This window comes from Fodinicurvata halophila, from assembly GCF_042651425.1.
GTDB lineage: Bacteria > Pseudomonadota > Alphaproteobacteria > Kiloniellales > DSM-21159 > Fodinicurvata > Fodinicurvata halophila.
On the sequence record NZ_JBHSCW010000001.1, the window covers coordinates 530,998 to 544,245 of the forward strand.

Genomic DNA, 13,248 nt, shown 5'->3' on the forward strand with positions numbered 1-13,248 from the left:
GCCGGTTTCACCAAGACCGGAGCTTACTCGCAGCCCTCGAGGTCACAGGTCGCAACGATCTCTTCCTTCCCGCCGCGCACCTGCGCCACATAGAAGGGAGCGTCGATCTGATGCGCGATGCCGTAGCGCTCCTCGCCCGTCCAGGAGAGTTCGCCCAGCACGCCCTCGTAGGACTCGATGCTCTCCAGCGCCTTGCGCACGGCATCGGTATCCTCGACGGTGCCGGCGTCCTTCATGGCCTGGAACAGCATGTTCGCACCGTCGTAGAAGAAGGGGCTGAAGCCGTTCATGGAGTGCTCGAAGGTCTCCTCGTACTCCGTGATGTAGGCATTCACGGACTCCTTGCTGGGGTCCAGGCCGGCATGGACGAACATGCCTTCCGCGGCCTCGGCGCCCGCCACGTTCACGATCTCGGCCGTGGCCGGACCGCCGGTGCGGATGATAGCCCCCTCGAAACCGATGTCTCGGGCCTGCTGAACGATCTGACCCGCCGTTTCCGGCGAGTTGCCGTCCAGCTCGATGGCATCCACGCCCTGGGACATGATGCGTGTCAGCAGCGGCACGAAGTCCACCTGGTCGCGCTCGAAGAATTCGATGGCGGACATGTCGGCCCCGGCCCGCCCATAGGCGGCCGAGACATCCTTGGCGATCGCCTCGCCGGTTTCGTCGTTCGGGAACAGCGCGCCGACCGTCTCGATGCCCTGGCTTTCCACGACCCAGTCGATCTGCGGCTGTGCCACCTCGGCCGTCGTCAGGTTCGGACGGAAGGTGTAGGGCTTGTCCGGGGACAGCGCCTCGCTGGTGAAGCCGAGCGTCATGGTGATGACGCCCTCCTTCTCGGTGATCGGCTGGATCGCCAGGATCGGCGCGGAGCCAACCGTGCCGATGATATAGTTCACCTCGTCGTCATAGACGAGGCGGTTGGCGGCCGACACGGCCTCGTTGGCCTTGTAGCTGTCGTCGTAGGCGATGACCTCGATGTCATAGGTCTCGCCGCCAACCTCGATGCCGCCGGCCTCGTTGTACTTGCTTGCCGCGAGTTCGGTCGCCTCCAGCATGCCGCGACCCCAACTGGCGCCGGCGCCGGACAGGGTCACCAATGCACCGATCTTGAGGGTCTTGTTCTCCTGCGCGACGGTGGGTGGCGCGGAGAACGCGATGGCCGCTCCAACGGCCAGCGCCAGTGTACTCTTGATTTTCATTTTCAGGTTTCCTCCCAGGAATTGGTTATCGGGTTTCTCACACTCACGAACCGGCATCGGACTGCTAAGGTGCGCCGGTCCGGATTTCCTGCAGCACAGGCAAAAGGTACTGCCGGAACTGCTCTGGGTTCTCGCTCATCGGAAAGTGGCCCAGCTTCTCCATGACGGTCACGCGGGCACCGGGAATCCGCTCGGCCGTACGCTGCGTATCCTCCGGCGTGCAAGAGAAGTCGTACTCCCCGGTCAGCAGGTACAGCGGACAGCGCGCGGTATCGATGCGCGGCGTCACCTCGCGCAGGTCGCCGTCGACCCGGTAGAAGTAGAGATCGCCCTTGAAGATGCCGGGACCGCTGGACAGGTAGTGCCAGAGCGTCTCGTGGCGATCCTCTTCGGGGCCGCCGGGCGCGATCAGGCCGGAGATCAGGGCGGCACAGACCTCGCCGCCGTGTACGTCGCTGCGGTGCAGCCAGTCGGTGTCGTACCAGGGTGTCTGGTGATCGGCGGATTGCAGGCCGATCAGGGCCCGGAAGTGCTCGGGATGGTCCGCAGCCAGGTTCAGGACGATGCGCCCGCCGATGGAACAGCCCATGGCCACGGGGCGATCCAGTCCCAGCGCCTCACTGACGGCCAGGATCGTCTTGACGTAGAGCTCCCGGGTCAGGCGGTATTCCTCTTTATGGTATCCGGCCGGCGGGCTGGACTTGCCGTGCCACGGCAGGTCGAAGGCGATCACGCGGAAATGCCGGGTGATCTCCTCGTCGTTCACCAGCGCGCGGAACTGCCGGCCATCGGCACCGGCCGTGTGCAGGCAGAGCAAGGGGATGCCCTCGCCCGCCTCCTCGTAATAGAGCCGCTGCGACCGGCCGTCGATTTCCAGGTGCAGGTAGCGCCCGACAACGGGCTCGACATAGGGGGTCATGCCTCACCTCCCAGCACGGTTCCGCGCGGCAGGGCAAGCAGGTCCTTGATGTACTGCAGGTTCGACATGAGGGGATGGAGGTTGCCCTCGATGGTCAGCTTGCCGGCCTTCGAGAGCGCCAGGAGGTCGTGGTACCAGGGCTTCGGGATCGCCGCCCAATAGCCGAGCCAGGCCTCGGCCGGCGCCTTCAGGGCAAAGTCCCAGGAGCGCATCAGGACCGGCCCCCGGGTCATGGCGGCAATGCGCCCCTGCGCGACATCGAAATAGTACGGTGTCTCGCCGACCCCCACCAGGAAGCAGCAGTTCAAGCGCCGCCCCTGCCATTGCAGGTGCGCGTCGCTCTCCAGTCGCTCGGGTATCGACTCAAGCGCCTGCTTGCACAGCGCCTGCGGGTTTTCGGGCATGTCCTCCCCCGGTGTTCCGTTGTTCAGAACTTTATTCTGCTTAATAGACCGTATCCTGAAGAGGAATGCAACCCGTTTCTGCGTTCACGGCCTGCGGTCCGCTCCCATGCTGGGCTGGGCGGATATCAGTCCTTGCCGGTGACGCGGGCGAGGACCGGGAAATACTCCTTGCCGAAACCGGCCGCGCGGGCGGTCTTCAACATGGACAGCGCGTGATTGGCTCCGGGGGCCTTCAGGTTCACATGCTCGGCGAGGGCCAGGGCATAGCTGCAGTCCTTGATGGCGTAATCGGTCGGGAAGGCACCTTGCGGGAAATTGTCCGGCAGCATGGCCTTCATGCCGTGATTGCGCAGGGCGAAGCTGTCGGCGGAGCCCTTGGAGAGGGTCTCGAACAGTGTCGTGCGATCGACGCCGGCCGCTTCGCCGATGGTCAGCGCCTCGGCCAGGGCGACGACGGTCTCGAACAGCACCATGTTGTTGAGGATCTTCACCACCTGGCCGCAGCCCACGTCGCCACAGTGCGTGACCTCCGTCGCGGCATGCGCAAGCAGCGGCCGGACGTCCCCGAACAAGGCCGCGTCGGCGCCCACCATGATGCTGAGCGTTCCGTCCTCGGCGGCCTGTCGCGTGCGAGCCACGGGCGCATCGGCGAAGCGCAGCCCCTTCTCGGCCAGCCGGCCCGCCAGCTCCCGGGTCAGATCCACCGGTGTCGTGGACAGGTCGATGACGCACTGACCCGCTCGCCCGCTTGCCAGCACTCCCTCCTCGCCCAGGACGATCTTCTCGACTTCGGGACCCCCCGGGAGGGAGAGAAAGATGATGTCACTGGACTCGACGACCTCGCACAGGTTCGCGGCTACGCGCGCCCCACGCTCCGCCATGCGCTCCAGCGGCGCCTCGGCCAGGTCGAAAACCGTGAAGTCCAGTCCCGAGCCGGTGAGTATGTTCCGGCAGATGGGCTCACCCATCACGCCAAGGCCGATGAAACCGATGCGCGCCTGCGCCATGCTCGCTTCTCCCCGCAACCAAAGTTTTGCGCAAAATAGAACGCTATTTCATTGAGTGCAACACTCAAAGCGGACAGGAGAGCCGGAACCGGGACCTGTCGGTCCAAGGCGCGTACGCGAAGACACGACTGCGGGCAGTCACCCCTTCGCCGCGGGAGAGCCCGGGGCCGGCCTTTTCCGGGCACTCAGGTGCACCAACGCGACACCGGCCAGGACCACGGCAAAACCGAGCAGGTCGCTCGGCAGGATCAGGTCGCCGAAGGCCAGCCAGGCCATCACCATGGTTACCGGAGGGCCGAAGTAGAACAGGCTGGCCACCCGGGTTGCATCCAGGCGCTCGATCAGGATCCACATCAGCCCATAGGCCGCCAGCGAGACCGCCAGCACGAGCCAGGCGAGCGTCGCGCCGAGAGGCAGCGTCCACTCGGTCTCCAGGCCTTCCAGCAGGACGGCCGGCACGGCCAGGGCCAGCATGGTGGCCAGGCTCTGCCAGAACAGGTCCAGGTCCAGCGGCAGGGTCTCACCGGCGAGCACCTGCCGGCGCCTGACCAGGCTCGCCAGCGTGATCGCCACCACCGAGCCGAAGGGCAGCAGATAGCCGCTCAGTGGCACCTCTCCGTCTTGCAGGCGCGCGCCCACGGCCACCACCACGCCGGCAAAACCGAGCAGCAGTCCGAGCCATTGAATACGGCTTGTCGCTTCGCCGGTGAGCACCCCGGACAAGGCCCCGGTCGTCAGCGGCTGCAGAGCCACGATCAGGGCGACGATTCCGGCGGGCACGCCGCGGGCAATCGCCAGCAGAACACAGCTGAGCCAGACGCCATGAGCCAGGATCCCGATCACCCCGACCATCGCCGCCTGGCGCGGCGGCAGGCGCAGGCTGCGGCCGCGCAACCACAGCACCGCCAGCAGCAGCAGCGTAAGCGCCGCATAGCGCCAGAAGAACAGGGTGAAGGTCTGGGCATAGGGCAGGCCGTATTCCGCGCCGATGAAACCCGAGTTCCACAGCAGGACGAAGGCCAGTATCAGCGGCAGAACCGGCAAGGTCTGAAGGGTCACTTGGATCTCCGGGAACGTGCAGGTGGGCGTTGCCTCACCCTAGGGCCGCCGACGCCAGGAAACAACGTTCTGTCCGGACAGACCAGAATGGCCCCTGTTCAGTACAGCAGCGACGGCAGCCAGGTGGCGATCGCCTCGATGTTCCAGATGATGATCACGGCGACGATCTGCAGGCCGATGAAGGGCATAACGCCGCGGTAGATCTGCCCCGTCGTGACCTCCGGCGGGGCCGCACCGCGGAAATAGAACAGGGAGAAGCCGAAGGGCGGCGTCAGGAAGGATGTCTGCAGGTTGATGGCAATCAGGACGGCCAGCCACAGCGGGTCATGGCCCAGCAGGATCAGCGGCGGCGCCAGCAGCGGCAGCACGATCACGCTGATCTCGACGAAATCCAGGAAGAAGCCGAGGATGAAGATCAGGGCCATGGCGAAGATCAGAGCGCCGGTCGCCCCGCCCGGCATGGCGGTCAGGATCGTCTCGATGGTCTCGTCGCCGCCCAGGCCCACGAAGACCAGGGCGAAGACGCTGGCCGTCAGGATGGTGGCAAAGATCATGGCCGTGACCACCATGGTCGAGGTCAGCACCGGCTTCAGGATCCTCTCACGGATGCTCTGGCGGATGGCCAGCAGAACCGCGGCGGCACCCCCCAGCATCAGCACGCCATAGAAGATGCCCTGCAGCAGTTCCGTCAGGCCCGTATCCGTGCGCTGCAGGCGCACGGGCGCCGCCCCTGCGGCAATCGCCAGAACCAGGAAGCAGAACGCACCCAACGCAATCAGGCGTGCCGGTCCCCCCATCCGATACCCGGCCAGCAGCATCGCTCCCACGGCACCGACGGAGGCGGCCTCGGTCGCGGTTGCCACACCGCCCAGCACCGACCCCAGGACGGCGATGATCAGCAGGATAGGCGGCACCACAGCCAGCAGCGTCTCCTTTGCAGACGGACGCGCAACCTTTTCCTTCAGGGGCGGTGCATCGTTGGGAAGCCACCAGGCCCGCACCAGCAGGTAGATGATATAGAGCGCCACCATCAGCAGCCCGGGCATCAGGGCGGCGGCGAAGATCTGCCCAACCGACAGGGTGCTGACGGAGAACTTGCCCTCTTCGTACTGGGCCTGCTGATAGGCGTTGGACATCACGTCGGCCAGGATGATCAGCAGGGTCGAGGGCGGGATGATCTGGCCCAGTGTTCCCGCGGTGCAAATGATGCCGGAGGCCAGCTTGCGGTCGTAGCCGTTGCGCAGCATGGTGGGCAACGCGATCAGGCCCATGGCGACCACCGTGGCTCCGACGATGCCGGTAGAGGCCGCCAGCAGGGCGCCGACGATCACCACCGATACGCCCAGCCCGCCGGGCAGCGGGCCGAACAGGCGGCCCATCTTCTCCAGCAGGTCCTCGGCAATGCGGCTCTTCTCGAGCATCACGCCCATGAACACGAACAGCGGTATGGCGATCAGCGTGGTGTTGGTCAGAACCCCGAAGACCCGCTGGCCCAGCGCGCCCAGCAGGCTGCTGTCGAAGGCCCCCGTCGCCACGCCCACGCCGGCAAAGATCACCGCCACGCCGGCAATGGTCAGGGCCACCGGATAGCCGAGCAGGATCGCGCCGATCATCGCCGCGAACATCAGGATATCGAGAGGAATCGTCACGAAAGCGCCCTCGGCTTGTCCACTGGCTGTGCGCGCAGGCGCAGCCAGTCACGCAGGACACAGGCGACTCCCTGGATCAACAGCAGTACACAGAAGGCAGGGATCAGGGATTTCAGAAGGAACGAGGCGGGAATGCCGCCCACCGAGATCGGCCCCTCGAGAGTCGCCCAGGAACGCGCGACCGAGGGCCAGGAGAAGATCAGCAGCACGGTCATCGCGGGGAACAACAGGAAGACATGCCCGATCAGATCGATGACCGCCTGCCCGCGTGCGCTGGCCTTGGAATAGAAGATGTCGACCCGGACATGCTGGTCGACGAGCAGCGTATAGCCCGCGCCCAGCATGAAGAAGGCCGCGTGCAGGTAGAGAACGCTTTCGTCCAGGAAGATGAAGCTGACGCCAAAGACATAGCGCAACACCACGATGAAGAACTGGAGCAGGACCATGAAAAGCGCCAGCCAGCGCACCAGGGCACCAACGCTCCGGTTGATCGCATCACAGGCCGCCATCACCCAGTTCATGCCGCTCTCGCCCCCGAAGGCTGCGACGACGCCCTTTCAGGGCGCCGCCGCAGTGGTTCATCAGTACTGGTAGTCCAGCGCCCGGGCATTCAGCTGCCCGCCATCCGCGTGAACCATGTATTCGCTGATCAGGTCACGATAGGCAAGGAAGCTCTCGGTGATGCGCCGGGTCAGCTCGTCGTTGTCCTCGCGCATATCGGCCATAACCTCGCCGGCGGCGTTGCCCATCTCCGTCATGACCTCGTCGGGCAGCTTGCGAACCTTCACGCCGTGCTCGTCCACCAGCTGCCGCAGCGCCTCGGCATGGCGGGTCGAGTATTCCGTCCAGACCGGATTGTAGAGACTCTGGCAGGCATAGGTGACCACCTGCTTCAGGTCGTCGGGCAAGTCGTTGTAGACGGCCAGGTTGACTGCGCATTCCTCGGCCGAGGACGGCTCGCCCACACCGGGCCAGTAGTAGTACTCAGCGATCTGGTGGAAGCCTAGCGCACTGTCGGTCCAGGGACCGATGAACTCGCCGGCATCGATCGCACCGGACTCCAGCGCCTGGAACATGTCGCCGCCGCCCATGGCCTGGGTCGACATGCCGATCTTCGAACACATCTCCGAGGCCAGGCCGGTGGTGCGGAAGCGCAGGCCGCGCAGGTCGTCGACGCTGTTGATTTCCTTGTTGAACCACCCCGCCCACTGGGGACCGGAGTTGCCGCACAGGAAGGGTTTCAGGTCGAACTGGGCATAGACCTCGTCATAAAGCTCCTGCCCGCCGCCGTACTGCAGCCAGCCAAGCTGCTCGGCAGCACGCAGGCCGAAGGGCTGCGAGCCGAACAGCAGGATGCCCTTGGACTTGGACCCCCAGTAGGAGGGAACGGCGTGGTAGAGATCGGCCGTGCCCTCGCCGACGGCATCGAAGACGCCGCTGCCGGGCACGATTTCGCCGGCAGCATAGAGTTCGACCTCAATGCGTCCGCCCGACAGGGCGGTGATACGGTCGGCCAGCATCTGTGCGGCCACGCCCGGACCCGGCAGGTTCTTCGGCCAGGCCGTCACCATGCGCCAGCGGCGCACGTCGTTCTGGGCGATGGCCGGCGCGGAAAAGGTGGTGGTTGCAGCCATGCCGCCAGCGGCGGTGGCCAGGAATTGACGTCTTTTCATCTCTTCATTCTCCCTCTTCAGTTGGTTGACGTGAAGCTCTCCAGGAACCTCCCCAAGAACACTCGTTGTTGTTGTCTCTCACTTTCCCTCTTGCGGCAGAATGGCGGGCAGGTCCAGTCCCATTTCGCGCGCGCAGTCGAGGGCGTCCTCATATCCGGCGTCGGCATGGCGCATGACACCCGTACCCGGATCGTTCCAGAGCACGCGCTCCAAGCGGCGGGCGGCATCCTCACTGCCGTCGGCGACAACCACCATGCCGGCGTGCTGGGAAAAGCCCATGCCGACGCCGCCGCCGTGGTGCAGCGACACCCAGGTCGCCCCCGAAGCGGTGTTCAGCAGGGCATTGAGCAGCGGCCAGTCCGAGACAGCGTCCGAGCCGTCACGCATGGACTCGGTCTCGCGGTTCGGGCTGGCGACCGAGCCGGAATCCAGGTGATCGCGCCCGATCACCACGGGCGCCTCCAGCTCGCCGTTGGCCACCATCTCGTTGAAGGCCATGCCCAGGCGATGGCGATCGCCCAGCCCGACCCAGCAGATGCGCGCCGGCAGGCCCTGGAACGAGATGCGCTCACGCGCCATGTCGAGCCACTGGTGCAGCTTCTCGTTGCCGGGCGTCAGTTCCTTGACCTTCTCGTCGGTGCGATAGATGTCCTCCGGGTTGCCGGACAGCGCCGCCCAGCGGAACGGGCCGATGCCGCGGCAGAACAGCGGCCGGATATAAGCCGGCACGAACCCGGGAAAGGCGAAGGCATTCTCCAGCCCCTCCTCCTTGGCCACCTGGCGGATGTTGTTGCCGTAGTCCAGCGTCGGTACGCCGGCGTTCCAGAAGTCCACCATGGCGGCGACATGCTCCTTCATGGACGCGCGAGCCGCCTTCTCCACCGCCTTGGGCTGACTCTCGCGCTTCTCGCGCCATTCGCCCATGCTCCAGCCCTTGGGCAGGTAGCCGTTGACCGGATCGTGCGCCGAGGTCTGGTCGGTCACCATGTCGGGATGCACGCCGCGGCGCACCAACTCGGGAAAGATCTCGGCGGCGTTGCCCAACAGTCCGACGGACTTGGCTTCGCCCGCTTCGGTCCAGCGCCGGATCATCTCCAGCGCCTCGTCCAGGGACTCGGTCTTCTCGTCCAGATAGCGGGTACGCTGGCGGAAATCGATGCTGTCGGGATTGCATTCCACCGCCAGGCAGCAGGCCCCCGCCATCACGGCGGCCAGCGGCTGCGCACCGCCCATGCCGCCCAGACCGGCGGTCAGGATCCAGCGCCCCTTAAGCTCGCCGTCGTAGTGCTGCCGCCCGGCCTCGGCGAAGGTCTCGAAGGTGCCCTGCACGATGCCCTGGGAGCCGATGTAGATCCACGAGCCGGCCGTCATCTGGCCGTACATCATCAGGCCCTTGCGATCGAGCTCGGAGAAATGATCCCAGTTCGCCCAGTGCGGCACGATGTTGGAGTTGGCGATCAGCACGCGTGGCGCATCCTTGTGGGTGGGAAACACGCCCACCGGCTTGCCCGACTGCACCAGCAGCGTCTGGTCCTCGCGCAGGCGCTGCAGGGTCGAGGCGATCAGATCGAAGTCCTGCCAGGTGCGCGCCGCCCGGCCGATACCGCCGTAGACCACCAGCTCGTGGGGGTTCTCCGCCACCTCGGCATCCAGGTTGTTGTGCAGCATGCGGAACGGCGCCTCCGTGGTCCAGGAGCCACAGGTCAGCACCGGGCCGCGCGGGCTCTTCACGTCGCGGATGTTGTGTCGACTGTCAGGCATTCCCTTGTTCCTTCTCCGTGAGCGCGCCGTCCAGGGCCGCGCGTTCCAGGCTTTCCAGCAGCGCGGCGAGATGACCCCGCATGGCCGCCGCCTTGTCCTCGTCATAGGCAAAGGGCGGTTCCTCGTCCTTCAGATAGGCGATCTGTGCCATCTCCATCTGGATGGCATGGAACCCCTCTTGCGGCCGGCCGTAGTGGCGCGTGGTCCAGCCGCCCCGGAAGCGTCCGTTGACCACATGGCTGTAGCCCTCGGCCGCGGCACAGACCGCGGCCACCCGCTGCTCCAGGACCGGCGCGCAGGAGGCCCCGTTGTTGGTGCCGATATTGAAGTCCGGCAGGCGCCCCTCGAACAGGCGCGGTACGCGCGAGCGAATGGAATGGCAATCATAGAGGATGGCAAAGCCATGGTGTGCGCGAATGCGCTCCAGTTCCTGCGTGATGGCGGCGTGATAGGGCTCGTGGAAGGCCTGGCGGCGTTCGGCCACCTCCGCATCGTCCGGAACCTCGCCGTCACGCCAGATGGGATTGCCGTCGAAATCGGTCTCGGGCACCAGGCCCGTGGTCGCCTGGCCCGGATAGAGGGACTCGCCCGAGGGCGGGCGGTTGGCATCGATGACATAGCGGTGGAACAGCGCCTTGACCTGGGTCGCGTTCTCCAGCAACCCGCTATAGAGTCGGGGCATGTGCCAGTCAGTGTCGGCCAGCTGCTGCCCGCGCGCGTTCAGGCGCTGGAATATCGCCTCGGGCAGGTCGGTCCCGCTGTGCGGATAGCTCAGCACCACCGGGCTGTCGCCGCGCTCCACCTCAACGGCCGTCATGAGACCTCCTCCAGCTGCGGCACCTGCCCTTCCAGGGCGGCCAGCAGCGCGCCCTCCGCCGTCAGGCGCGCCGCGGTTTCAAGCTCGTCGCTCAGGTAACGGTCCTCGGTCAGGCTCGGCACCGAGCGGCGTATCACCTCCATGGCGTCACGCAATCGTGGCCCGGTCTTCAGCGGCGCCCGGAACTCCACGCCCTGGGCGCCGGCCAGCGCCTCGATCCCGATGATCCGCTCCAGGTTCGCCGTCATGGCCAGCAGGCGGTAGGCGCCGTGGCAGGCCATGGAGACATGATCCTCCTGGTTGGCCGAGGTGGGTGTGGAATCCACCGAGGCCGGATGCGCCCGCTGCCGGTTCTCGCTCATCAGGGCGGCCGAGGTCACCTCGGCGATCATCAATCCGGAATTGAGACCCGGGTTGGGCGAGAGGAAGGCCGGCAGCCCGAAGCTCAGCGCCGGATCCACCAGCAGCGAGATGCGCCGCTGGGCGATCGAGCCCAGTTCGGCCACGGCCAGCGCGATCTGGTCGGCGGCAAAGGCCACGGGCTCGGCATGGAAGTTTCCGCCCGAGACGATGGAGCCGTCCTCGAGAACGAGCGGGTTGTCGGTGACAGCATTGGCCTCGATCGCCAACGTGCGTCCGACCTGGCGCAAAAGGTCGAAGGCCGCACCCGCGACCTGAGGCTGGCAGCGCAGGCAATAGGGATCCTGCACCCGCTCGTCGCCCTCGCGATGGCTTTCGCGGATTTCCGAGTCCGCCAGCAGGTGCCGCAGCGCAGCGCCGGCATCGATCTGTCCCGGCTGCCCGCGCAGCTCGTGAATCTCGACACGGAAGGGGGCGCTGGAGCCCATGGCCGCGTCGGTAGACAGCGCGCCCGTGACCAGGGAGGAGAGGCCGGCCCGCCAGGCGCGGAAAAGCCCGGCCAGGGCCAGGGCGGTGGAAACCTGGGTGCCGTTGATCAGCGCCAAGCCTTCCTTGGCCCTCAGGGTCAGGGGCGTAAGACCCGCCCGCTGCAGCGCTTCGGCGGACTTCATCCGGGCATCGCCGTAATAGCTTTCGCCCTCACCCATCATGGCCGCCGCCATGTGCGCCAGGGGCGCCAGGTCGCCGGAAGCGCCCACCGAGCCCTGGGCCGGAATGACGGGCAGTACGCCGGCTTCCAGCATCGCCTGCAGCTGTTCAATCAGCGCCCAGCGCACGCCCGAGGCGCCGCGGCCCAGGGAGACCAGCTTCAGGGCCATGACCAGGCGCACGATTTCGTGGTCCAGGGGCTCGCCCACGCCAGCGCAGTGCGAACGGATCAGGTTGCGCTGAAGGGCGGCAGTATCCTCCTTCGAGATGCGCACGCTGGCCAGCTTGCCAAAGCCGGTGTTGACACCATAGACCGGAGCTCCGGCCTCGACCGCCCGCTCGATCTGCGCGGCGCTGGCCTCGACGGCATCGCGAGCCTGCGCATCCAGCCGGACGGCCTGTCCCTCGAACAGGATGGCCTGCAGGTCGGCCAGCCTTACGGCTCCCGGTGTCAGCGTCAGTGTCATGCCTGCTCCCCGCTGATCCGCTTGTAGAGTGGATTGAAGCCGATGCGATAGGCCAGCGAGGCAGGCTCCTCCACCTCCCAGATGGCGATGTCGGCGCGCCGGCCCAATTCCAGGGTGCCCATGTCGTCGGACAGGCCCAGCGCCCGCGCGGCCTCGCGGGTCAGGCCGGCCAGCGCCTCCTCGGGCGTCATGCGGAACAGCGTGCAGGCCATGTTCATGACCAGCAGCGGCGAGAACAGCGGCGAGGACCCGGGATTGCAGTCGGTCGCCAGCGCCAGCGGCACGCCGGCCTGGCGCAGCAGGTCCATGGGCGGCAGCTGTGTTTCACGCAGGGTATAGAAGGCGCCGGGCAGCAGGACCGCCACGCTTCCGGCCTCGGCCATCGCCTTCACGCCGGCGTCATCCAGGTATTCCAGATGATCGGCCGACAGCGCGCCATAGCTTGCGGCCAGCGCCGTGCCACCCTGGTTGGACAATTGTTCGGCATGCAGCTTGAGCGGAAGGTTCAGCTCCCGGGCCTTCCGGAAGACGCGCTCGATCTGCGCCGTGGAGAAGGCGATCTTCTCGCAGAACCCGTCGACGGCATCGACCAGGCCCGCCTCGGCCGCTTGCTCCAGTCCGGGCAAGACCACCTCGTCGATATAGGCGTCGGCCTGCCCCTTGTACTCGGGCGGCAGGGCATGGGCGCCCAGATAGGTCGTCTCCACATGGACAGCGCGTGCCTTTCCCAGCCGGCGGGCCGCCGCCAGCATCTTCATCTCGTCCGCAATATTCAGCCCATAGCCGGACTTGATCTCCACCGTGGTGACGCCCTCGGCGATCAGGGCATCCAGGCGCGGCAGGGCCGCTGCCACCAGCTCCTCCTCGCTGGCGACACGCGTGGCCTCCATGGTGGAAAGGATACCGCCGCCGGCCTTGGCCACCTCTTCATAGGATGCGCCTTCCAGGCGCATCTCGAACTCGCGGGCGCGATCCCCGCCGTAGACCAGATGGGTGTGGCAATCGATCAGGCCGGGCGTGACCAGGCGTCCCCCGAGAGCTTCCTGAGGCAGTTCCTGCCAGGCAGAGGGCAGCGCATCGGCCGGCCCCACCCAGGCAATCCGGCCGTTCTGCAAGGCCAGTGCACCGTTTTCGATAAGGCCATAGGGCGCACCACCTTTCGTCATGGTGGCCACCCGTCCCCCGGTCAGCACGCAATCGACCAAGACTGCCTCCCCTCAAT

The 13,248-nt window shown here is 66.4% G+C and carries 12 protein-coding genes; all 12 read right to left on the reverse strand.

All coding sequences use genetic code 11. The annotated features are described in order from the left end of the window. Positions 1 to 23: 23 nt before the first annotated feature. The 12 genes from ACFOW6_RS02500 to hutI all read right to left on the reverse strand — a co-directional run bounded on the left by ACFOW6_RS02500 (position 24) and on the right by hutI (position 13,192). The gene (locus tag ACFOW6_RS02500; RefSeq protein ID WP_382420746.1) at positions 24 to 1,202 is read right to left on the reverse strand and encodes an ABC transporter substrate-binding protein; all 1,179 of its coding nucleotides are present in this window, start codon (positions 1,200 to 1,202) and stop codon (positions 24 to 26) included. A gap of 64 nt (positions 1,203 to 1,266) precedes the next feature. After that, positions 1,267 to 2,121 carry an alpha/beta fold hydrolase gene (locus ACFOW6_RS02505; RefSeq protein WP_382420747.1) on the reverse strand — a complete coding sequence of 285 codons (855 nt, stop codon included), beginning with the start codon at positions 2,119 to 2,121 and terminating at the stop codon, positions 1,267 to 1,269. After that, positions 2,118 to 2,525, reverse strand: coding sequence for a hypothetical protein (locus ACFOW6_RS02510; protein ID WP_382420748.1), 408 nt, complete (start codon positions 2,523 to 2,525; stop codon positions 2,118 to 2,120). Before ACFOW6_RS02510 ends, ACFOW6_RS02505 begins: the two co-directional genes overlap by 4 nt. A gap of 125 nt (positions 2,526 to 2,650) precedes the next feature. Next, entirely contained in the window at positions 2,651 to 3,532 is an 882-nt protein-coding gene (locus ACFOW6_RS02515) for an NAD(P)-dependent oxidoreductase (RefSeq protein WP_382420749.1), read from the reverse strand. Positions 3,533 to 3,670: 138 nt separating this feature from the next. Further along, the gene (locus ACFOW6_RS02520) at positions 3,671 to 4,591 is read right to left on the reverse strand and encodes a DMT family transporter (RefSeq protein WP_382420750.1); all 921 of its coding nucleotides are present in this window, start codon (positions 4,589 to 4,591) and stop codon (positions 3,671 to 3,673) included. Positions 4,592 to 4,689: 98 nt separating this feature from the next. After that, positions 4,690 to 6,240, reverse strand: coding sequence for a TRAP transporter large permease (locus ACFOW6_RS02525; RefSeq protein WP_382420751.1), 1,551 nt, complete (start codon positions 6,238 to 6,240; stop codon positions 4,690 to 4,692). After that, positions 6,237 to 6,761, reverse strand: a complete 525-nt coding sequence (locus ACFOW6_RS02530; RefSeq protein WP_382420752.1) for a TRAP transporter small permease subunit — start codon at positions 6,759 to 6,761, stop codon at positions 6,237 to 6,239. Before ACFOW6_RS02530 ends, ACFOW6_RS02525 begins: the two co-directional genes overlap by 4 nt. Before the next feature lie 60 nt (positions 6,762 to 6,821). Next, on the reverse strand, positions 6,822 to 7,913 hold the full coding sequence (locus ACFOW6_RS02535) for a TRAP transporter substrate-binding protein (RefSeq protein ID WP_382420753.1): 1,092 nt from the start codon (positions 7,911 to 7,913) through the stop codon (positions 6,822 to 6,824). Between the two features lie 78 nt (positions 7,914 to 7,991). Further along, positions 7,992 to 9,674, reverse strand: a complete 1,683-nt coding sequence (gene hutU, locus ACFOW6_RS02540) for a urocanate hydratase (RefSeq protein WP_382420754.1) — start codon at positions 9,672 to 9,674, stop codon at positions 7,992 to 7,994. Further along, positions 9,667 to 10,491, reverse strand: coding sequence for an N-formylglutamate deformylase (hutG, locus tag ACFOW6_RS02545; protein ID WP_382420755.1), 825 nt, complete (start codon positions 10,489 to 10,491; stop codon positions 9,667 to 9,669). The genes hutU and hutG overlap by 8 nt, the downstream gene beginning before the upstream one ends. Beyond that, complete coding sequence (gene hutH / locus ACFOW6_RS02550) at positions 10,488 to 12,026, reverse strand: histidine ammonia-lyase (RefSeq protein WP_449267345.1); 1,539 nt, start codon at positions 12,024 to 12,026, stop codon at positions 10,488 to 10,490. Before hutH ends, hutG begins: the two co-directional genes overlap by 4 nt. Then, complete coding sequence (hutI, locus tag ACFOW6_RS02555; protein ID WP_382421005.1) at positions 12,023 to 13,192, reverse strand: imidazolonepropionase; 1,170 nt, start codon at positions 13,190 to 13,192, stop codon at positions 12,023 to 12,025. The genes hutH and hutI overlap by 4 nt, the downstream gene beginning before the upstream one ends. Between the last annotated feature and the right edge of the window lie 56 nt (positions 13,193 to 13,248).